The following is a 20,687-nucleotide window of genomic DNA, read 5'->3' on the forward strand; positions in this document are numbered from 1 at the left end:
TCGCTTGTTTACTTTTAGTTTACTGCTTCATCAATAGTACAGCACATATCAATAACGATATCTTCAAGCTTTTCCGGATGAATCATCTCTTCTTTTGGGATCCCAAATTGAGAGGCCATAATGGTATTAAACAATTCCCAATGCTTGATCAGCAGTTTTTCGCGATTATCTGCAATATCCGGCCATGTTTCTTGCATCATTGGCGCGAGACTGACAGCACCATGTGCGAAGATCAACATTTGCCACTTTGATTCCCACTGATCAAATTGTGCATTAGGGTTTTCGCTGTTGTACTGCTCGAAAATTCCGGTAAATATTGCAGCGAACTCATCTTTTGACTTTAAGAAATACTGCAGCAGAGCACCGTCATCGCCTTGTCGAATGGCATCGGCGATCATCTGTACTGGGTGAGGATTGACGAGAGCAAATGCTAGCATGCGAACCATAAACAGATAAATTTTTCTATTCGAAGGTGTGTTCTCCGGCATTTCATTGATGAGTTCAGCCATATAGCACTGCATGAACTCGTCCATTGCATCGCTAACCGCTTGCCAGATTTTCTCTTTGCTGCCGAAGTGGTGACGGATCAAACTATGTGAAACACCAGCCTTTTCACTGATATTGCGCAGCGAGACACGCTCGTAACCAAGTTCACAAAACATATCTGCTGCCACTTTAAGGATCAGACACTTAGTTTGTTCTGCTGCTTCAGCACTTCTACGCCCCTGCTTTCTTTCATTCATAGTTCGAATTTTCCCGAATATTAATCACGCGCTTACTTTTACCAGAAACCGAACGCTTTGACTAATTAATTTGCTATCCACCTGGAAAATATGTTGATCAATTTCAAATTCTGCTTATACTGCACGGCTGTGTAATATATAAAACCTACGGAGAAAGCGGGTGCGAAAACAATATTTAAAGCGCACTTTAGTTGGCGCAGTGGTGACATTAAGTCTTTCTGGGATGCTAACTGGGTGTAATAAAGCCATTTCTGAGCCGTCTGAACCTTTAATCAAACCTGTAAAATTACTGGCGGTGAAAGACCTAGAACTTGAAGACTCGCACGCCTTTTTAGCGCGTATTGATGCAACACATCGCGCGCAGCTTTCTTTTCAGGTTGGTGGAGAGGTTGATGAATTACGTGTACGCATGGGTCAAAAAGTCCAAAAAGGTGAAGTGCTCGCAACGTTAGACCCTAAAGATCTTCAGCTTGCGTTAGATGCCGCTCAAGCGCAGTACGCGTTAGCGAAAACACAATGGGACCGCGCGAAAAACCTTTACGGAAAAAAACTCATTAGTACTGATGAGTACGATCAGAAAGAAACTCAATATAAAGCGGCATTGGCGAACTACGAACAAGCTAAAACCGATTTGAGCTATACCAAAATTCACGCACCGTTTGATGGCATTGTGTCATATACCTATGTCAACCCGTTTCAAGTAGTAGCAGAGAAGCAGGAGATCTTGAATCTCATTGATAACACGACGTTGGATGTATCTTTCACCTTGCCAGTAAGTTATGCGGAATCTGTATCACTTGAGTCACTGCAAAACTCCGATATGTGGGTGACGATGGATAGCGAGCCAGGAAAACGTATCCCTGGGCAATTTAAAGAAATTTCGACGCAGCCAAACATCGATACCAATAGTTATGAGGCGATCGTGACCATCACTCGACCAGAAGATCGCAATTTGCTGACAGGTATGACTGGGCAGGTACACATTGCTAAACAACATGTATCGGACGCGATGACGTTACCTCAGTCTGCTTGGGTCAACAAAAATGGGACGCAAGGTGAAGTTTGGGTAATGGACAGAAGCACGCAGCAGGTCAATAAAGTCACTGTGTCACTTGACGCAGCAGGTGGTGTGAAAGCCGGGCTTGATAACAATGATTACGTTGTTATTGCTGGTGTTGAGAGACTGGTTGAAGGACAAGTGGTGAAAGCTTGGGTTCGTGAGGGAGGCATTTAATGAAACGTTCTCTACTTACGATCTCTGCGATTGCACTTGCAGTTTTAACAGGGTGCAAAAATGAAAACCAAGCTATCGTCGAGCAGCCACTTTTTGTGTCGACTATCTCGGTGGATGCACCAGTACAAAGTCAACATCGCGCGTTCAAAGGCATAGTAGTGCCTGCAGAGCAAACGCCAATGGCATTTCGCCGCGCTGGGGAAGTTCAGCACGTATTGGTTAAAGCGGGTGACGTTGTGAAGCAGGGGCAAATGATCGCAAAGCTAGATGATAGCAAAGAGAAGCAAGCCGTGAATGACGCAGAAGCACAATACACACTCGCAATTCGTCAGCTTAAACGCGGTGAAGACTTGCATGCACGTCAAATGATTTCAAAAGCGGAACTTGATGAGCTAACCGCCAATAAAGAGCTAGCTGAGGCTACTTTCTATAACGCGACCAATCAATTGAATTACACCCGTTTATTCGCCCCGTTCGCCGGTAAAGTATCCGATGTTTTCAAAGAACGTTTTGAGCGTGTGGCAATTGGTGAACCCGTGTTAAACCTATACCAAAACGATTTGGTTTACGTGCGTATTGAGCTTTCCGACAATGTTTTAGCGATGGTAGACCCAAACTCAGACAGCATGAGCTACAAGCCTAGAGCAACCTTCTCCGGCATCGATGGCAGATTTGCTTTGGACTATTTAGAGCACACAAGTGAACCCAACGCTGAAACTCAAACCTACGAAATGTACTTGACGATGCCACAGCCAAAAACAGAGATATTGCCGGGAACCAGCGTAAGCGTTTTGGTCGATATGGTGAAGGCGGGCATTACCTCTATCGATGGTTACAGTGTTCCTGTCACGGCGCTTCAAGCAGGCAGTGAAGGGAATGAGTTCTTTGTGTGGAAAAAAGAAGGTGACATTGTCACACGAGTGCCTGTCATGATTTCTCGAGTGAATGGCAATGGAGCCATTGTGTCGTCAGGTGTTAGCCAGGGCGATATTCTGATTAATTCAAATCTGCGTAAATTACGCGAAGGTAAACATGTGGATGTTGTGGAGAATAACCAATAATGAACATTGCTGAGTATTCAATAAAAAACAAAGTCATCAGCTGGTTGTTCATTATTATCCTTGCTGTTGGTGGTTTAACGTCATTTTTGGAGCTTGGACGATTAGAAGACCCGGCATTTACGATCAAAGATGCCATGATCATCTCAACATACCCTGGCGCGACGTCAAAAGAAGTTGAAGAAGAGCTGACGTATCCTCTAGAAAAAGAGATTCGAAAACTCCCTTATATCGACAAAATTACCTCTACGTCTTCTAATGGTATGTCTCAAATAACGGTGAGCATGGAAATGGACTATGGTCCTGATGAACTGCCGCAAATTTGGGATGAAATGCGCCGTAAAATTAATGATTTACGACCATCATTGCCTCAAGGTGTTCAGTCTTTACAGATCATTGATGATTTCGGTGACGTTTATGGCGTGATGTTAATGCTCACTGGTGACGATTACGACTATGTAGAGCTGAAACGTTATGCGGATTACCTGACCCGTGAAATCGAGCTTGTTGATGGTGTTGGTAAGGTAGACATCACGGGCGATCAGCAAGAAATGCTATTCGTTGAGATCTCACTTGATCGCCTTGCTGCACTGAACCTAGACATGAATGTGGTTTCGAGCTTGTTGAACCAGCAAAACAATGTGGTTTCAGCAGGTGAAGTGATGGTCAATGGCGAAAGCCTTGTTATTCGCCCAAGCGGCACCTTAAACACTGTAGAAGCACTAGAAAATCTGATCATTCATGGCCGTGACACAGGAAATCTAATTCGTCTAAAAGACGTAGCAACGATTTCTCGCGGTATTCAAGAGAAGCCAGGCAACGTCGTACTCTTTAACGGTCAAAAAGCGATTAATATCGGTATCTCGTTTGCGTCGGGTGTGAACGTGGTTGAGGTTGGTGAACGTTTGGATGCGGAGCTCGCGAGCCTAGAGTCTATCAAGCCTGCTGGCATCGATATGAACTACTTTTACAACCAAGCCAATGAGGTGGATGAATCTGTTAAAGCGTTTGTAATTAGTCTAGCGGAGGCAGTGGCGATCGTAATCATTGTGTTGCTGTTTACTATGGGTTTACGCAGTGGTGTCATCATTGGAGTTGTGTTGTTATTGACGGTATTTGGTACCTTCATTTTGATGAATTACAACAACATCGAACTGCATCGTATTTCTCTTGGAGCGTTAATTATTGCCTTGGGTATGCTGGTTGATAACGCGATTGTTGTCGTGGAAGGCATATTGGTTGGCCTAAAGAAAGGGCGTACCAAAGTTCAAGCGGCTGTCGATATTGTAAAGCAAACACAATGGCCTTTGCTGGGCGCAACTGTTATTGCAATTACGGCTTTTGCACCTATCGGCTTGTCGCAAGATGCGACAGGTGAGTTCATGGGCTCTCTATTCTGGGTGCTGTGTTTCTCACTATTTTTAAGCTGGATTACCGCTATTACACTGACGCCTTTCCTTGCCGATCTTTTGTTGAAAGAGGAAAACAAAGAGCAGGGTACTAGCGAAGATGATCCTTATAAAGGCTGGTTGTTTGTCGTATTTGGGGCATCACTGAAATTTGCATTGCGATTCCGCTGGCTTACCGTTGCTGGTATGGTGGCGCTATTAGTGGGTGCTGTCGTGGCATTTGGTAATGTAAAACAGCAGTTCTTCCCACCATCGAATACGCCGATGTTCTACGTGGATATGTGGATGCCAGAGGGCACTGACATCCGTGAAACGATCAAAAAAGCTGAAGAGGTCGAAAGCTACATTCGTCAGCAAGATGATATTGACTTTGTTTCTGCTTCGATTGGGCAGGGCCTACAGCGTTTTGCTTTAACCTATCAACCAGAAAAAAGTTACGAAGCGTACGCTCAGTTCCAAGTTCGCGCGACTGATCGTGAGAAAATGTTTGGTTTGCTGCATAAGTTAGATGCGAATCTGGCGAAAACATTTGATGCGCCTACGTTCCAGTTTAAATTGATGGAATTTGGTCCATCACCAGCGTCTAAGATCGAAGCGCGTATTACTGGCCCTGATCCACAAGTTTTACGTGACTTGGCGGTGCAAGTTGAAGACATCCTTCATACCGACCCTGGTGCTCGAAACATTCGTCACGATTGGCGAGAGCGCACCAAGGAACTTGTACCCGTTTTCAATGAGTCTAAAGCTCGTCGCTTAGGTATTTCGAAAGAAGATCTTTCAAGCACACTGCAAATGGCGTTTGGTGGTAGCACCTTAGGTTACTTGCGTGATGGTACACATACGTTGCCAATTATGACACGCCTTCCTGAAGAAGAACGCGTAGATTTTGAATCACTACAAAACGTGACCATTTGGAGTCCTTCGTTGCAAACGTACATTCCGGTTGATCAAGTGATTGATGGCGTTCAACTGGATTGGAGTGAGCCGCTAATTCAGCGTCGTGACCGTAAGCGTACGTTAACCGTTCTCGCGGACCATGATGTGTTGAGTGACGACACGGCAGCAAGCTTATTTGCTCGTGTACAGCCTAAAGTGATGGCATTGCATGTTCCAGAAGGATACGAAATCACATGGGGTGGTGAGTACGAATCATCCAAAGATGCACAAGAAGGCCTATTCGGTTCATTGCCGATGGGTTACTTGTTGATGTTCATCATTACTATTTTACTGTTTAACTCAATCAAAAAACCGTTGGTCATTTGGTTCACCGTTCCGTTAGCGATCATTGGCGTTGCTTTTGGTTTGCTTACCACGAACATGCCGTTCAGTTTTACAGCATTCCTTGGTTTGTTAAGCCTAAGTGGCATGATTTTGAAAAACGGTATTGTGTTGCTTGACCAAATAAACCTTGAGTTGGAGTCAGGTAAAGATCCTTACTTCGCGATTGTCGATAGTGCGATAAGCCGCGTTCGTCCGGTAAGTATGGCTGCGCTAACGACTATCTTGGGGATGATTCCATTGGTCTTCGACGCCTTTTTTGGCTCGATGGCAATAACGATTATGGCAGGTCTTGGTTTTGCTACTGTACTGACACTGATAGTGGTGCCAGTGATGTTTGCAATTCTGTTTAGGGTAAAACCGACCACTGCATAGGGACTCCTGGCTATTTGCCAGCTTCCTGCCTAGCCCTGAAGGTTTTCTTCGGGGCTTTTTTGATCTTACTAATATATACCAAACCATTCATTTGCTTGATTTTAATGATTTTCTTACGATTACAATGCAAATCATGCGTATACTGATGTAACGACACATCAAAGATTGAGATTACATGAATAAGCGTATATTAAACGGACTCTTCTTCGTTGGTTCTTTCACCTTGGTTGGCTGCACCGCGACTGATAGCATGCCGACAGAAACCAAACAACCTGCCCCTAAAATTAACAGTGTTAGTGCCGAAGTCATTTCCAGTTGGATTGATAGTAAGGTTTTAGCCCCTGAAGGGCTGTCGCTCGAGCAAGACAATCTACGTTATCTATCGGGTAGCGCCGACCTAAACAGCGACGGCAAGGCAGAATACATAGTGTTGCTTCAAGATCGCTATTTCTGTGGTAGTGGTGGCTGCTCTGCATATATGTTTGATAATGAGGGAAACGTTATTAATCGAATGTCGGTAACTCGCACGCCTATTGTACTAGCCGACAGTTACAGTAATGGTTGGCAGGACTTTATCGTTTGGAGTAATGGCTCATATCGACTCATGAGTTACAACGGTGAGTCTTATCCAAGTAACCCGTCACTAGAGCCAAAGGTGGATCGAGACGCTAACCAGCAGGCGGCAATCGCAAATGTAATGGCGACAGAGCTTTATCAGCAAGACGGCTATGACATTCTGCCCGCAGAGTCAAAAACCTTGTGGACGCCAGCTAACGTTTACCACTTTACCTTCAAGCACTACGGTGACCCGCATAGCGCTTATCAAGCAACGGTGGATATGAGCAGTGGGGAAGTAGACATTGTAGCCGTTCCGGCTGCGGAATAAAAAACACCTCCCTTAACCGGAATTAAAGGGAGGTGCTAAATGCCAAATTCGAGGGTGGCATTGTTAACCGGAGTCGCTCTAATTAGGCTGCGACTTCTTGCTTCGCTTCTGCTTTGCTTTTTAAGAATGCGTAAGTAAAGCCAGTTACCGCTGTACCCGCTGCAATAGCCACTAAATACATTAATACTGGTGAAATTGCGTTAGGAATTAGCAGCACGAATAGACCGCCGTGTGGTGCCATTAATTTCGCACCGAATAGCATCGATAGGGCACCAGTAAGCGCGCCACCTGCCATACAAGATGGAATCACGCGCATTGGATCTTTCGCAGCAAATGGAATTGCGCCTTCAGAGATGAAACACAGGCCCAAGACAAATGATGCTTTACCAGCCTCACGTTCATTTTGTTCAAATTTGTTCTTCGCAATGAAGGTCGCTAAACCCATACCTAGCGCAGGAACCATACCTGCGGCCATGATTGCCGCCATTGGCGCGTAAGTTTGTGAAGCCAGAAGGCCAACACCAAATGCGTAAGCGGCTTTGTTGACAGGGCCTCCTAGGTCGAAACACATCATTGCGCCAAGGATAATACCCAGTAGTACTGCACTGTCAGATCCCATGTTGTTTAGGAAGTCAGTCAGGCCGTTCATGATGCCTGAAACTGGGCCGCCTACGATGTAGATCATGACAAGTCCGGTGAACAATGTTGCCACAAATGGAATGATCAGAATCGGTTTAAGCGCCTCCATCGATTGTGGCAGTTTCACCTTATCTGCGAGGAGTTTCGCTGCGTAACCGGCAATGAAGCCAGCTGCGATACCACCTAGGAAACCAGCACCCGTTGAACTTGCTAGCATACCACCAACAAGACCAGGAGCCAGACCAGGACGGTCAGCGATTGAAAACGCAATATAGCCAGCAAGTACAGGAATCATCAATGCGAATGCAGAGCCACCACCAATGTTCATCAAGGCTGCTGCTAGTGTGCCTTCTTCTTTAAATGCTTCAATACCGAACACGAAAGATAGAGCGATGATCAAACCACCTGCAACGACGACAGGAAGCATGTGCGAAACACCCGTCATTAGATGTTTGTAAGCGCCTTTTTTCTCTTCGGTGGAAGATGAAGAGTTAGCTGAACCAGAATGTTGATACACCGTGGCTTGCTCGAATGCTTTGTCCATCTCTTCGGCTGTTTTCTTCAGAGCTGGGCCTGTTTTCGTGCGGTACATCTTTTTGCCGTTAAAGCGATCAAGTGGCACTTCAATATCCGCAGCAATGATCACCAGATCGGCATCTGCAATTTCTTGCTCAGTCAGTTGGTTTTTAGCGCCAACTGAACCACGAGTTTCCACCTTGATTTGATGGCCACGACGCTTGCCTTCTTCTTCTAAAGCTTCTGCCGCCATAAAGGTATGCGCAACGCCAGTAGGGCATGCCGTGATTGCAACAATCTTCTTTGATGCTGATGTTGCTTCAGCAGTGATAGGGGCTGCAAGTGTGGTTGCTTTTTCAAGTAAAGTGGCGTTTTCAACCGCTTGCTGGAGAAACGCAGTTGCGTCTTTTGCTACTTCGCTAATTTCCGCTTGGTAAACCTTTTTTCCTACAAAACGAGAAGTGTCGACGCTAGTATTTGCCGCAATGACAATGACTTCTGCTTGTTCAACGTCAGCTTCCGTCAATAGTGTTGGTTCAACCACACTTGATTGACATTCTATTTTGGCATTCCAGTTTAATTTTGCGGCGGCTTGTTCTAGTAATCCTGCCGCAAGGATGCTATTTGCTACACCGCTCGGACAGGCAGTAATAATGGCAATATTCATACGATAACCTTCTGTTCCTTAGTTTTGTTCTAAGTTTGTAATAGGGTAAAGCGCGCTAACTTCAGTTTGTCGCTTGATATTTTCCAGTTCTTCCTGACTGGTTAGCCCTACGCCAACTTGACTAACTGCCAAAGCAGAAAGTGCCGTAGCGAAGCGCAATAAATCGTTTTTAGGCATCAGTTGCATGTGGCCCCAACACAAGCCAGCGACCAGCGTATCGCCTGCGCCAACGGTGCTCACGACATGCATTCGAGGCGGTTTTGCACTAAGCCATTCGCCTTGGTTGAGCCACATAACACCGTCAGGTCCCATAGAAACCACGATGTTTTCTATGCCTTTGTCGCTCAGTGTTTGCGCTGCAGCTTGGCACTGTTCAGGTGTTGCTAGATGTTCGCCAACAAAATCACCAAGTTCTTCATCGTTAGGTTTAATTAACCATGGGTGAGCATCAATACCTGACTTCAATGCGGCTTTGCTACTGTCGAACAACACCTTTTTGCCTTGTTGATGCAGTGCTTCTATCCATGCAGCGCATTGCTCTGCAGTAACACCGCCCGGTAGGCTGCCTGCCAATACAAAGTAATCGTGTGTTTCAGCAAGGCGGAATAGGGTTTCTTCAAAGCGCGCGATTTCTTCTGCCGTAACTTGAACACCAGGGAAGTTAATGTCACTAACGTTTCCATTAGCCTCAACGAGCTTGACGTTGATACGAGTTGCACCTTGTACTTCTACAAACTCATTCTTAACGCCGATGTCATTGAAAAGCTGATGGAATAGCTCAGGGTTATCTTTACCAAGAAAGCCGGTAACCGTGACATCTGCGCCTAAATCGCTCAATACTTTTGCTACGTTGACACCTTTACCAGCAGCGTGGAGATTGCTTTGCTGTACTAAGCTCACGGAACCAACGTTTAGTTCATTTACTGAACCTGTTAAATCCAATGCTGGGTTGAGCGTAATAGTGACAACCTTATTTGTTTTGTTTGTCATATCGGATCCTTAACCTTCACCAAGGCCAGAAGCGATTGCATTTCCGATAGACTCCAAGGCTTGCGGCGCATCAGGGCCTTCTGCTGTAAATTGAAGTTGGTGACCGTGCTTAACGCCCAGCGCGATGACTTTCATTAGGCTCTTCGCGTTTACTGCTTTTCCATCTCCGTCTAGGTTGGCAACACGTATAGTGGATTCAAACTTTTTCGCTTCTGCGACTAACATTGCCCCCGGACGAGCATGTAGGCCGTGAGAGTTTTTGATTTTAAATACAGCGGTATTGCCTTCTTCTGAAGATGCGGCTGTGACTTCTTCACCTTTGAACAAAGCAAGAATCTGTTCTACTGATGCATCTAAAAGCTTGCCGTGTTCATTGTTAAACACAATGTTAGAAAGCGTTTTTAGGATAGGTTGGTGAGCATTGTTACATGCCGCGAACGCGACAAGTGCACGCACTTTTTGACCTTCATATTCGCAGTCGTTTGCCGTCGAGACAAATGACACGCCTGTGCGAGTGACATGTTTGTCACTGCCAATTAACCACAGGCCGTTACCTAAGTGAGTTGGTTGTTTGGTAACGAGATCAGCAACGAATTCGTTATCAGCACATCCCGTATTTTTTAACAGGCCACCTGCAACAGCACTCATCTGTAGCATGTCGCTCGCAGGGAACATCAGTTGAATTAAAGAAGCGTCAAAGTCTGCTTCAAGCTGAACATCACCGTGCAGTAGGGCGATGATCTCGTCTTCGTTTTTTGCATTACGCAGACGCTCTTCTACGCCATCTGCGCCTAACACTTTGGTGAGCTGTTTAAGAATGCCAAGGTGCTCATCAGATTTAGCTGCGATACCGATAGCGACGAACACAGTATTGCCATCACCCCAGTCGACACCTTGTGGGAAGTGATGCACAGCAACACCCGTTGTTTTCACCATTGTACGAGTGTCGGTTGTACCGTGCGGTATGGCGATACCGTTCCCCAGAAACGTAGAGTTTTGGTTTTCACGGTTTAGCATGCCTTCAACGTAACCGCGTTCAACTAGGCCTTTATCAGTCAGGCTATGAGCAATACTCTTTATTGCTTCAAACTTATCTGTCGCTGATTGCGAGAGGGTAATGTCGTTCTTATTTAGCTTAAGCATGGTGCTTCTCCAGCCTTAAGGTATCAATTTAAAAATGTATTCTGTGTGAGAAGTTGAACGCCGCTTCTTCTGAGCGCTTATCACTCCTCAAACCTTTTATATTTCCAGCTAAATCGATTCAGCTTGTTGGTAAATTTTTTAAAAGACTCAGAAAAACTGTTTTAAAAACTGACGTTAACAAACGAGCCTTTGCCGCTGTCCTATAGCCTAGCTCACAAATTGGTTTGTTGCGTGTTCGGGTGATTTACGTCAATTTTTAAGTTTTGCTGAATCCTTTCAGCTTTTATACTGAATCGGTTCAGCTTATAATTCAACTTATCGAAAGATCGTTGATGTATTAATATGATCGCGCGCACAGAATAAGGTTTAGAATATGACACTGGATGAAATAGCCAAATTAGCGGGTGTTTCTAAGACAACTGCAAGCTATGTGATTAACGGAAAAGCGCAGAAATACCGCATCAGCGAGAAGACTCAGAAAAAGGTGATGGCCGTTGTAGAAGAGTACAATTATAAGCCAGATCATGCGGCGTCTTCCTTGCGGGCAGGTAATTCACGCTCATTTGGGCTTATCATCCCAGACTTAGAGAACACCAGTTATGCGCGTCTTGCAAAGCTGATAGAGCAAAACTCTCGGAAAGCGGGGTACCAAATTTTGATTGGCTGCTCTGATGATGATCCTGATACAGAGCAAAAGGTGGCGGAAGCATTAGTCAGTCGTCGTATTGATGCGTTGTTTGTGGCAAGTGGTATGCCCACTGCAAACGAGTATTATCTTAAGTTGCAAAATTCTGGTACGCCAGTTATCGCGCTAGACCGTCCAATGGATGATGAGCACTTTTGTTGTGTCATCAGCGAAGATTTTGATGCCGCACTTGAACTCACTCAGTCAGTACTGTCAGAGGATATTAAGTCCATTGGCTTAATCGGTGCATTGCAAGATCTTCAAGTCTCAAAAGAGCGTGAGCTTGGTTTTCTATCTGCTTCTCAACAAGGTGGTAAAACGGCAACAGTGGGTTATGGACAACACTTCTCCCGGGAAGAAGGCAAGAAAGTCTTAGAGAGATGGTTAACAGAGAACGCATTGCCAGATGCCATTGTTACAACGTCATACACACTGTTAGAAGGTGTGTTGGATGTAATGCTAGAAAAACCAGAACTGATGGGAAAGGTGCGTTTAGCGACATTTGGTGATAATCGACTGCTGGACTTTTTGCCTGTGAAAATCAACTCTTTGCCTCAACAGTTTGAGTTGATCGCGGACAGCGCAATGGAGTTAGCACTCAATGCTTCCGCCAAGCGTTACAAGCCTGGCGTAGAACTTATCCCGCGTAAAATTGTGAAACGTCACTAAGTAACTAAATAGGTTGCTCAAAGCTTTACTTCAGCCGTCAGTGCCACAAATGCGTGGTCGCTGGCGTTTTTATCTCTGTCATAAATCGGGTTGATCAGATGTTGGTTAGACACCTGATAGTCAACAACCTCGGCAACCGATATATCTGATAAGGTGTCAAACTCTTGTGAGAGCAAGATATAGTCGAGTACATTCCCAGTGGAAAAATGATAGTGCGTGGCTGGGCGTTCATCCTTCAGGGTGTCACTTTGCAATAACCAACCATCTTTGAGTTGTAATTCAGTGACGCTGTCACCAGTATTGGATACCAATGTGCTGTTAACGCTGATAGGAGTGATAGGCTGATTCATATCGCCCATTAACACTGTCGGCATTGGTTCTTTTCGATACCTCTTTTGCATCGCGTCTCTTAACATCGCTGCTTCCCAGCCTCTTTGCTGGGTGGATAACCAGCGCCCAATAATCGTGCTAGACGTTTCTGGTTGTTCTGAGTCGGCTGGGCGTTGAGATTTCAGGTGCGTTACGTAAACGGCGATATGACCAAGTACAGGATGTATTACTTGGGCATAGATAGGTTTGCGACTGAACTCTGGAACAACACTTACTCCAAAAGGCTCAAGCGTTGCTAAGTCAAACTCTACCGCTTGTACTTTTTCTATTGGAAACCGAGATGCGATTGCCACAACAGGGCTTGAGTAAATGTACTCATCCTCAACATGTGGGGTGTCAACGGTCGCAAAGTAGGGGTAGCCGATGGTTGAAAAGAATGCCTGGGTCTTCTCGATACTGAATACTTCTTGTAAGCCAATCACGTCGCCTTCCAGTTTTTCAACTTGACGTTGCGTCCACGAAAGTTTGTCTCGCCATTGCTCTAACGAGTATATGTTCTCGAAATCATAGTAAGCGTTAGGCGGTGCGACAAAATTAAACAAGTTCGCAGTGACAAAGGTAATTCTACTTGGTTGAGACAAAGTATTCGCTCTTTTCAACAATAACTTAGAGAGTATATACCTTCAGGTTGCGTAATTGCAGCTTCGTTTGAGCTACGCATCGAGATACAAGCTAACGAGCGACAAGCTAAATGGGTTAAGAGGTGCTCAAATGCCAAGGTGAATCGGTGATTGAACATCGCCAGAGGTTTCTATTTTTAAGCATTGCGTTTAAACTTCAGGGCATCAAATAGTAAGAGTAAGTAACATGACCCAAGATTACGACCACGAAGAGTATTTAGAAGGCGAAGAGATTGAGATCGAAGCGATTGGCATCGATGTTGATGCGCATCCAATCGAACTGTACAAGCTTTTTAAAATCGCAAACTTGGTCAGCGGTGGCGGCGAAGCAAAACATATCATCGAGGAAGGCTACGTCGCGGTGAATGGTGAACTAGAAACACGTAAGCGCCGCAAGATGTATGATGGTGACTTTTTTGAGTTTAACCAGGAATATTATGTTGTGGTTTGCGATGCGCCAGTAACCGAACCTGAAACGGCAGAGCAAAAAGCAGAAAAGAAAGCGAAGAAAGAAGCGCAATCTGCACGTAAAGAGAAATCTCGCCAAAGCAAGCCAGCTAAAGGCTCTGGACCTAAGTCAACAGGCCGAAAAGCAGCGCATAAAGAACGTAAAGCGCAGAAAGAAGCGTTGTCTCAGTCTGCTAAGAAAGGCAAAAAAGAAGACAAACCGCAAGCCACTCGTGATCCGAAGAGCGGTCGTAATTCTATTGATTTTTTCTAGGGAAATGAACGCTTAACTAAATAAGTGACATCTGAGTAAAACTAAAAAGCGCCGAGCATATTATATCGGCGCTTTTTTGGTTTCACTGTGCTGTAAGTGGGCAGTGTTAATGCACAGTCGTCTCGATGTTTAGGCTATCTGTCCAGTGATGAATGGCGCAAGGCTTTCCTAAGTAAAAGCCTTGGTAATAATCCAAATTAAGTTGATACATAGCTTGTAGCTGCACGTCTTCTTCAACCCCTTCTATAATGACTTTTGCTCCCATATGATCCGCTAGATCAACGGCGCTATGTATGGAAAAGGTTTCTCCGGCGCAGTAGTCTAGCAAATAGGAACGATCGATTTTGATGATGTCAGGGCAGAGCTGCTGAACACGTGCGATATCAGAATGTTGGGCGCCAAAATCATCGATAGCAAAGATAAAACCATTTGCTTTCATTAACTGTACGGCTTTGATTAATAAATCCGTATTTCCGCATGACTCTTCGACTACTTCAAAAACGACGTCTGATGGGCTCATACCAAGTTCGGAAAGGCGTTTGTAAAGCAGACCGTTATCTTTAAAGCCCATGTCTTTGGTTAGTGTGAGTAGCGTTTGAGGCATGACGTTAAGAAACAGTTTGATCGGCGTCCCCGCGAAATAGCGTGCAAAATTTCGAATGTGCATTGCTCTGGATAAAAACTCTACACATAAGCGAAAGTAGGGATCAAGACCATTATTGGCCAGAAACACGTCAGGACGAATTAGGGAACCATCAATGCCACGAATACGCAGTAAGGCTTCCATACCAATAATACGTTGGCGTCTATCAAAAATTGGCTGATAAACACTGTGAAAAGTGAATTGATTGAGAACTACGTAATATTCACCAAGATTATCTTGTTTTATGTATCGCTCGTAGTCGGATTGATTCTTTAACTCCATGAAAAACGCCGAAAATTTAGCATCTTGCCAATGTAACAGGGTGCAATTCTGATTTGAAGAATCAAATGTGCCTAATTACATATGCGGTTGAGTTAATTTGAAATGGCTTCCGATTTTGCTTCAATATGGCGAAAAATAAGTGACAGACCAAAACAAATTAAGAAGTAAGCAAGGCCGACAATCAACCAAATTTCAAATATATACCCTGATGAATTTGCCATCTCTGTCCCAACAAACGTCATTTCTTGTATCGAAATCAGTGAAACAATAGAGGTGTCTTTCACCAAAGAGATGGTTTGACCGGCAAGTGCAGGTGTTATTGATTTAAGCACCTGTGGCGCGATAACAAATCGGTATTTCACCCATCGAGACAAGCCCAATGAGTCAGCCGCTTCCCACTGACCTTGGTCGATACTTTGTAAACCACCGCGCACAACTTCTGCAATGTAGGCAGAAGAGAGTAAGCCGACGCATAACACGCCAGAGGCAAGGTTTTCCCAAAGGTTAGAAGGCCCAAACAGAAAGCGCTGTAGCGCATTTGGTTCGCCGTTGTAGTTTCGTAGAAGATCTTCCAAACCGAGCAACGGGATCAATTGGTTAGAAATGAAAAAGTAGAAAATAAAAACAAACACCAACGGAGGGATGTTTCTCACTAACTGGATAAACGCATTGGCAGGTGTGCGCAACCAAACGGAACGAGAGAAGCGTGCTAAGCCTAACAAAGTGCCAAACACTAATGCGAAGCTGATGCCCCAAATACTGAGCCTTAACGTCGAAATCAAACCTTGGAAGAAGTAGGGCAAACCACCATCTGCTCTAGGCGTGAAAAGTAATTCAAGCGCCTCTTTCCACTGCCACAAATAATGCACACCAACAGCGGACCGATGGTACAGCCAAACACCACCGATACCGCACATAACAAGTAGTACCCAGTCTAGTGTGTTTAATTGCGGTAAAAGGCAGCCTGTGCTGGATTTCGCGGGTGCTGTGCGAGTGGTAGTGTGTTCGCCCAAAAATTTGACTCCGATAAGTTATGGAAAAGTAAAATGGATGATTGGAGAGTATAGGCTCGCGGCGTCCACGAGCCATTTAGATTACTGGCCTTGCGCGACTTGATCTTGCCAATCTAATGTCGAGAACCAGTATTCATAACGTTGTTTTAACCATCCATCTTGGGTTCTTGCTTCAATCCATTTATTGAAAAAGGCCTTTTTATCTTCTTCCCCCAAGCGAACTGCAAAGGCTTCGTTGCCTTGTGATAGTCGCTCAGAGAATGGAAGGAATAGTTTGTCGCTGTGTTTCACTGTCTCATGTTCTGGTTTTGGGCTAGAAGCAATGACCGCGTGGGCGTTACCATTCAGCACCTCTTGGAACGCTTGCACGTCGTCATCAAATTGCAGGATCTTCGCTTTCGGGAAGGTTTCTCTGGCTACTTGAACGGTGAATGCGCCGCGACGAGCCGCAATTTTTACGCGTCGTGAGTCAAAATCCGAAAATTCGCTAAAACCAGAGGCGAGTTCTTTGTTTGCTGCTACTTGAACGCCTGAGTGCGAGTAGGCCTCAGTAAACAACACGCTTTTGGAACGTTCAGGCGTAACCGACATGCCACCGATGATCACGTCGAACTTTTTCGCCAGTAGTGCGGGAATAATGCCATCCCACGCAGTCGGTACGAATTCCACTTTCAAACCTGAATCTTGTGCTAAGCGTTTGGCAACATCGATTTCAAAACCGATTAACTCACCTTGCTTGTTACGCATTGCCCAAGGTACAAATGTTGACATACCAACGCGCAAAGTGCCTCGTTCTTTGATTTGATCTACATTGGTTGTGGCGACATCTTCTTTCGCGATTGTAGGCATAGCGATGGCTAGCCCTAATAATGCAGTAATGGTCGCTTTGAATAACTTCATGTTATCTCCTTATAATTTGCGCCAACTGGCTCCGAGTTTGTGTTCTAGCCATGCAGACAAGCCAGAAAGTGACAGAGTGAGAGCAAGATAAATTGCTGCCACGGTAAACCAAATTTCGAACGGCATCGCCGTCTCTGAGACGATGTTGCGTGCCTGTGTTGTTAGATCAAAAATCGCCATCACGCTTACAATGGAAGAGTTTTTGATCAAAGAAACCACTTCATTGGTTAATGGCGGTAATGTGCGCTGTAAAACCTGAGGCAAAATCACGTCTTTGTAGGTGTAAAACGGTGATAGTCCGAGAGTTTGTGCTGCTTCGAATTGCCCTTTAGGAATACTGTTTAAACCTGCACGGAATATTTCCGCGGTGTAGGCACCTTGGAAAAGGGATAATGCCAAAACGGCGGTGCTGAATCGGTCCAAACCAATCACGGGGCCAAACACGAAGTAGAGCAAATAGATTTGCACCAACAACGGCGTGTTGCGTATTACCTCGACATAAGTGGTGCCAATAACATTGCCGACTTTCGAATCGCTAAGCCTTAGTAACGCGGTGACCAACCCCAACACTAAGGTAAAAAATAGACTAATAGCAGAGATGTTAAGCGTGACCAATAGCCCATCAATAAGTTCTGCCGGCCACCATTCGCCATCTTCATAAAAAGCGATGTAATCAGGTACGCGCTCCCATTGCCATTGATAGCCCATAGCGTCGGCACCAGAGTCCAACACCCACACAATCGCTATGAAGAGGAGCGTCATTTGCAGTAAAGCTTGAAGGACAGGTTTGATTACGCGAACTATCATCAGTAACTTAAAATTTGGTTCAAAAATGCTTGGGTGCGTGGATGCTGTGGTGTCTCAAATAAGGCGACTGGAGAGTTCATTTCCAAGATTTGGCCTTCATCCATAAATACCACGCGGTTCGCTACTTTTTTGGCAAATCCCATTTCATGCGTGACGCAAATCATCGTCATTCCGCTTTGAGCCAGCTCAACCATGACATCCAACACTTCGTTGATCATTTCCGGATCAAGCGCTGAAGTTGGCTCGTCAAACAGGAGTAAATCCGGTTCCATACACAAGGAGCGGGCAATCGCGACGCGTTGCTGCTGACCGCCAGAAAGCTGGATAGGATACTTACTCGCTTGCTCTTCAATATTGACTCGCTTTAGGTAATGTTTTGCGCGTTTTTCAGCTTCTTGTTTTGATAATTTGAGTGTGCGAATCGGCGCTAAGGTGAGGTTTTCCAGTACAGTCAAGTGAGGAAAAAGGTGAAAGTGTTGGAACACCATGCCGATTTTACCGGGCTTGAGAGATTTTGCGTGAGAAGGCTGGTCGAACACATGAAGCTGGCCTTCTTGAATCGATTCAAGATGGTTGATGCAACGAATGAGCGTTGATTTTCCGGAACCTGAAGGGCCACACACCACGACGATCTCGCCAGAATGCACGGAGAAGTTGATGTCTTTTAGAGCGTGGTAATCGCCATACCACTTATTTACGTCGCTAAACTCAACGACGGGAGTATTCTCTTTCAAAGGGGCACGCTATAACGGAAAAATATCCTTTTACAATAGCAAGTTGTGCGCGTAATTTCATTAAGAATAAGCTAATGTTTAGGCGATGATTTTAAGACTCTATTCAGATCGCTTACAAGAGACATCCATGTTTCTTTAATGTTGGTGCAGTCTAGAGTATGACTAACTCAGTTCAACGAGATACGGATAACGAACAACAATCGCAACAACAGACATAACCATTAGTGTCTGTGCAGAATAGTAGGTCACCATGACAACTTGTCGTGAAAATATTGACCGTCCTCCAAAGCGTTCGAAAGCCAATACGATGCCAGAGATAATAAAGATAAAGCTTCCGAGCACTGCAAAAGAGGAGGATTGTGTTTTCCCACTCAAATAATACTCGATCGAAGCCCAGCACATAGTCATCAGTACCAATATATAACTAGCAACTGGCCGTTTTTCTTTACCGAGATCCGGTCGGAACAACCAGTAGACGCATATACCGAGTCCGAACAAGGCAATTGGGAGCCAAGGTGTAAAATGCCACGCTGACATGATGGCAAAACCATAACTATAGGAGAGATGGGCAGAGCAAAAGAGCACTAATCCTGTAATGAACTTGTCTCTAGGGAGCATTAATAACACGTCACCAAGCAACGAGAGCGATAAGCCAATCAAAATCCAATGCGCATATGGCATTGGGTAAGCCGGGGACTGAATTAAAATACCAAGCATACAGAGCACTGGTAATGGTTTAGAAACGTAAAAGAGCCATTTAGAGCCTTTACGGATACTGATGATATGTATGAATGCTAATACGACAACAACTAGCCACATAAAGTGTTTTCTCGAACAGACAAAATTATGTAGTACATCACTACAACAAATCAAAACTTAATTAACGAGTTAACTCGTTCTTTGATCTCAATTATTTTTATTTGTGTAAAGCTGGACAGTTGTCTCTTTACTAACCAACACGGCCGATTTTTTGTCTGGAGGGAATCGTTGTTTTTAGAAGCCTCCTCGTTTTGAACGTGATGTGGCTTACAAAATAGCATAAAAAAACGGTATTGTGACTGTTAAGTCACAATACCGTTAAACCCTAGGAAGGGCAGTGAAGAATTGTTGCAGTTATGAGACAGCTAACTCTAAGATTTCTCGGCTACGTTCAAGTGTGATCGCCTGGTTTTCACCTAAAACAGTCATGCCGTGTTTGTTTAGTTGATCAATGATGGCATCGATAGCTTGTTCACGGCTCTCACCATAGTTTTCGAGCTTAGTTGCGACATCAAGTTGATGATAAAACGCTTCGATAGCTTCGATTGTGCGCTCTGCTAAATCCTCACCTGCTTCAAGACCAAATACGTTGCGACCCATTTGTTCTAACTTAGGGCGCTTAAACTGCATTTGGTTACGAAGTAACGACGGTTGGACAATTGCAAGAGAACGCGCATGATCAACGCCCCATAGAGCCGTTAATTCATGGCCGATCATATGTGTCGCCCAGTCTTGTGGAACGCCACTACCAATTAACCCATTCAATGCTTGGTTAGCAGACCACATTAAGTTTGCGCGCCACATATCGTCGTCTCGTTCCGCAAACTGTTCTCCGAGTGTTTTTAAAGTTTTCAGCAGTGTTTCTGCGTAACCATCTTGAACCATTGCACCGGTAGGAAGCGTCAAGTATTGCTCACATACGTGCACCCATGCGTCAACAATGCCGTTGATAAGCTGGCGTTCTGGCAGTGTTTTCATTACATCTGGGTCTAACACGGCAAATTTTGGCTGCACTGCTGGAGACATGAACGGAAGTTTGTCTTGAGTTTCTTTTTTAGTGATAACTGCGCCCATGTTTGACTCTGAGCCTGTTGCTGGCAATGTCAAAATTGCAGCTAGAGGCGTCGCTTCAGTGACTTGGTGCTTACCAATCATGATATCCCAACCATCACCATCGTACTTTGATGCCGCTGCTACGTATTTGGAACCATCGATGACTGAACCACCACCTATCGCTAAAATAAAGTCAACGCCATGCTCTTTTACCATTGCGACTGCTTTATCGAGTGTTTCTTTGGTTGGGTTTGGTTCAACACCTGAAAACTCTAGCCATTCATGTCCCTCAAGAGCTTCCGCTACTTGGTCGTACACGCCATTTTTTTTGATGGAGCCACCACCGTATACCACTAAAACTTTTTGGTCGGATGGGATAGCTTCTTTGATTGCTGCGATTTGTTTTTGACCAAAGAAAATCTTGGTTGGGTTTACATAAGAAAAGTTCATTATTAGCCCTCTTGCTTCCAGTG

The 20,687-nt window shown here is 44.9% G+C and carries 18 protein-coding genes; 6 read left to right on the top strand and 12 right to left on the bottom strand.

Annotation, left to right across the window (positions count from 1 at the left end; all coding sequences use genetic code 11):
- Positions 1 to 14: 14 nt before the first annotated feature.
- Positions 15 to 743 (bottom strand): efflux transporter transcriptional repressor VdeR, encoded by a 729-nt coding sequence (gene vdeR / locus R7Q09_RS13820; RefSeq protein ID WP_005376423.1) that lies wholly within the window; start codon positions 741 to 743, stop codon positions 15 to 17.
- 160 nt (positions 744 to 903) lie between these two features.
- On the opposite strand from vdeR, the gene R7Q09_RS13825 reads away from it, so the two are divergent.
- From R7Q09_RS13825 to R7Q09_RS13840, 4 genes are all read left to right on the top strand, one after another.
- On the top strand, positions 904 to 1,977 hold the full coding sequence (locus R7Q09_RS13825; RefSeq protein ID WP_017820965.1) for an efflux RND transporter periplasmic adaptor subunit: 1,074 nt from the start codon (positions 904 to 906) through the stop codon (positions 1,975 to 1,977).
- Positions 1,977 to 3,038: an efflux RND transporter periplasmic adaptor subunit gene (locus tag R7Q09_RS13830; RefSeq protein ID WP_318070858.1), complete on the top strand. Its 1,062-nt coding sequence runs from the start codon at positions 1,977 to 1,979 to the stop codon at positions 3,036 to 3,038. Before R7Q09_RS13825 ends, R7Q09_RS13830 begins: the two co-directional genes overlap by 1 nt.
- A complete protein-coding gene (locus R7Q09_RS13835) occupies positions 3,038 to 6,097 on the top strand; it encodes an efflux RND transporter permease subunit (RefSeq protein ID WP_213871091.1) in 3,060 nt (1,019 codons plus the stop codon). The genes R7Q09_RS13830 and R7Q09_RS13835 overlap by 1 nt, the downstream gene beginning before the upstream one ends.
- A 175-nt stretch (positions 6,098 to 6,272) precedes the next feature.
- Positions 6,273 to 6,983, top strand: coding sequence for a hypothetical protein (locus R7Q09_RS13840; protein ID WP_213872449.1), 711 nt, complete (start codon positions 6,273 to 6,275; stop codon positions 6,981 to 6,983).
- A gap of 82 nt (positions 6,984 to 7,065) precedes the next feature.
- Here the strand turns inward: R7Q09_RS13840 and fruA are convergent, their stop codons facing one another.
- The 3 genes from fruA to fruB are packed head-to-tail and all read right to left on the bottom strand — an operon-like array spanning position 7,066 to position 10,938.
- A complete protein-coding gene (gene fruA / locus R7Q09_RS13845; protein ID WP_213893436.1) occupies positions 7,066 to 8,805 on the bottom strand; it encodes a PTS fructose transporter subunit IIBC in 1,740 nt (579 codons plus the stop codon).
- 18 nt (positions 8,806 to 8,823) lie between these two features.
- A complete protein-coding gene (pfkB, locus tag R7Q09_RS13850; RefSeq protein WP_042520798.1) occupies positions 8,824 to 9,795 on the bottom strand; it encodes a 1-phosphofructokinase in 972 nt (323 codons plus the stop codon).
- Between the two features lie 9 nt (positions 9,796 to 9,804).
- Positions 9,805 to 10,938 (bottom strand): fused PTS fructose transporter subunit IIA/HPr protein, encoded by a 1,134-nt coding sequence (gene fruB / locus R7Q09_RS13855; protein WP_053307673.1) that lies wholly within the window; start codon positions 10,936 to 10,938, stop codon positions 9,805 to 9,807.
- Positions 10,939 to 11,311: 373 nt separating this feature from the next.
- Between fruB and cra the strand changes: the two genes are divergently transcribed.
- The gene (gene cra, locus R7Q09_RS13860; protein ID WP_062730994.1) at positions 11,312 to 12,292 is read left to right on the top strand and encodes a catabolite repressor/activator; all 981 of its coding nucleotides are present in this window, start codon (positions 11,312 to 11,314) and stop codon (positions 12,290 to 12,292) included.
- 17 nt (positions 12,293 to 12,309) lie between these two features.
- Here the strand turns inward: cra and R7Q09_RS13865 are convergent, their stop codons facing one another.
- Entirely contained in the window at positions 12,310 to 13,263 is a 954-nt protein-coding gene (locus tag R7Q09_RS13865; protein WP_213893435.1) for an endonuclease/exonuclease/phosphatase family protein, read from the bottom strand.
- Between the two features lie 226 nt (positions 13,264 to 13,489).
- Between R7Q09_RS13865 and R7Q09_RS13870 the strand changes: the two genes are divergently transcribed.
- Positions 13,490 to 14,023 (top strand): RNA-binding S4 domain-containing protein, encoded by a 534-nt coding sequence (locus R7Q09_RS13870; protein ID WP_053303581.1) that lies wholly within the window; start codon positions 13,490 to 13,492, stop codon positions 14,021 to 14,023.
- 106 nt (positions 14,024 to 14,129) lie between these two features.
- On the opposite strand, the gene R7Q09_RS13875 is transcribed toward R7Q09_RS13870, so the two are convergent.
- The 7 genes from R7Q09_RS13875 to R7Q09_RS13905 form a co-directional block, all read right to left on the bottom strand.
- Positions 14,130 to 14,948, bottom strand: coding sequence for an EAL domain-containing protein (locus R7Q09_RS13875; RefSeq protein WP_005386068.1), 819 nt, complete (start codon positions 14,946 to 14,948; stop codon positions 14,130 to 14,132).
- A gap of 92 nt (positions 14,949 to 15,040) precedes the next feature.
- A complete protein-coding gene (locus R7Q09_RS13880; RefSeq protein ID WP_318070860.1) occupies positions 15,041 to 15,961 on the bottom strand; it encodes an amino acid ABC transporter permease in 921 nt (306 codons plus the stop codon).
- An 81-nt stretch (positions 15,962 to 16,042) separates the two neighbouring features.
- Positions 16,043 to 16,861 (bottom strand): transporter substrate-binding domain-containing protein, encoded by an 819-nt coding sequence (locus tag R7Q09_RS13885; RefSeq protein WP_005386070.1) that lies wholly within the window; start codon positions 16,859 to 16,861, stop codon positions 16,043 to 16,045.
- A 9-nt stretch (positions 16,862 to 16,870) separates the two neighbouring features.
- On the bottom strand, positions 16,871 to 17,668 hold the full coding sequence (locus R7Q09_RS13890) for an amino acid ABC transporter permease (RefSeq protein WP_005376396.1): 798 nt from the start codon (positions 17,666 to 17,668) through the stop codon (positions 16,871 to 16,873).
- Positions 17,668 to 18,402, bottom strand: a complete 735-nt coding sequence (locus tag R7Q09_RS13895) for an amino acid ABC transporter ATP-binding protein (protein WP_005376395.1) — start codon at positions 18,400 to 18,402, stop codon at positions 17,668 to 17,670. The genes R7Q09_RS13890 and R7Q09_RS13895 overlap by 1 nt, the downstream gene beginning before the upstream one ends.
- Before the next feature lie 162 nt (positions 18,403 to 18,564).
- Positions 18,565 to 19,221, bottom strand: coding sequence for a lysoplasmalogenase (locus R7Q09_RS13900; protein WP_005376394.1), 657 nt, complete (start codon positions 19,219 to 19,221; stop codon positions 18,565 to 18,567).
- A 294-nt stretch (positions 19,222 to 19,515) separates the two neighbouring features.
- The gene (locus R7Q09_RS13905; protein ID WP_318070861.1) at positions 19,516 to 20,664 is read right to left on the bottom strand and encodes an iron-containing alcohol dehydrogenase; all 1,149 of its coding nucleotides are present in this window, start codon (positions 20,662 to 20,664) and stop codon (positions 19,516 to 19,518) included.
- Positions 20,665 to 20,687: the final 23 nt, after the last annotated feature.

Source organism: Vibrio sp. 2130-1, assembly GCF_033339515.1.

Bases quoted from the DNA above. Each gene is read 5' to 3' on its own strand.
- vdeR (WP_005376423.1), bottom strand. From the start codon at position 743: ATGAATGAAAGAAAGCAGGGGCGTAGAAGTGCTGAAGCAGCAGAACAA.
- R7Q09_RS13830 (WP_318070858.1), top strand. From the start codon at position 1,977: ATGAAACGTTCTCTACTTACGATCTCTGCGATTGCACTTGCAGTTTTA.
- R7Q09_RS13835 (WP_213871091.1), top strand. From the start codon at position 3,038: ATGAACATTGCTGAGTATTCAATAAAAAACAAAGTCATCAGCTGGTTG.
- R7Q09_RS13840 (WP_213872449.1), top strand. From the start codon at position 6,273: ATGAATAAGCGTATATTAAACGGACTCTTCTTCGTTGGTTCTTTCACC.
- fruA (WP_213893436.1), bottom strand. From the start codon at position 8,805: ATGAATATTGCCATTATTACTGCCTGTCCGAGCGGTGTAGCAAATAGC.
- pfkB (WP_042520798.1), bottom strand. From the start codon at position 9,795: ATGACAAACAAAACAAATAAGGTTGTCACTATTACGCTCAACCCAGCA.
- fruB (WP_053307673.1), bottom strand. From the start codon at position 10,938: ATGCTTAAGCTAAATAAGAACGACATTACCCTCTCGCAATCAGCGACA.
- cra (WP_062730994.1), top strand. From the start codon at position 11,312: ATGACACTGGATGAAATAGCCAAATTAGCGGGTGTTTCTAAGACAACT.
- R7Q09_RS13870 (WP_053303581.1), top strand. From the start codon at position 13,490: ATGACCCAAGATTACGACCACGAAGAGTATTTAGAAGGCGAAGAGATT.
- R7Q09_RS13875 (WP_005386068.1), bottom strand. From the start codon at position 14,948: ATGGAGTTAAAGAATCAATCCGACTACGAGCGATACATAAAACAAGAT.
- R7Q09_RS13885 (WP_005386070.1), bottom strand. From the start codon at position 16,861: ATGAAGTTATTCAAAGCGACCATTACTGCATTATTAGGGCTAGCCATC.
- R7Q09_RS13890 (WP_005376396.1), bottom strand. From the start codon at position 17,668: ATGATAGTTCGCGTAATCAAACCTGTCCTTCAAGCTTTACTGCAAATG.
- R7Q09_RS13900 (WP_005376394.1), bottom strand. From the start codon at position 19,221: ATGTGGCTAGTTGTTGTCGTATTAGCATTCATACATATCATCAGTATC.
- R7Q09_RS13905 (WP_318070861.1), bottom strand. From the start codon at position 20,664: ATGAACTTTTCTTATGTAAACCCAACCAAGATTTTCTTTGGTCAAAAA.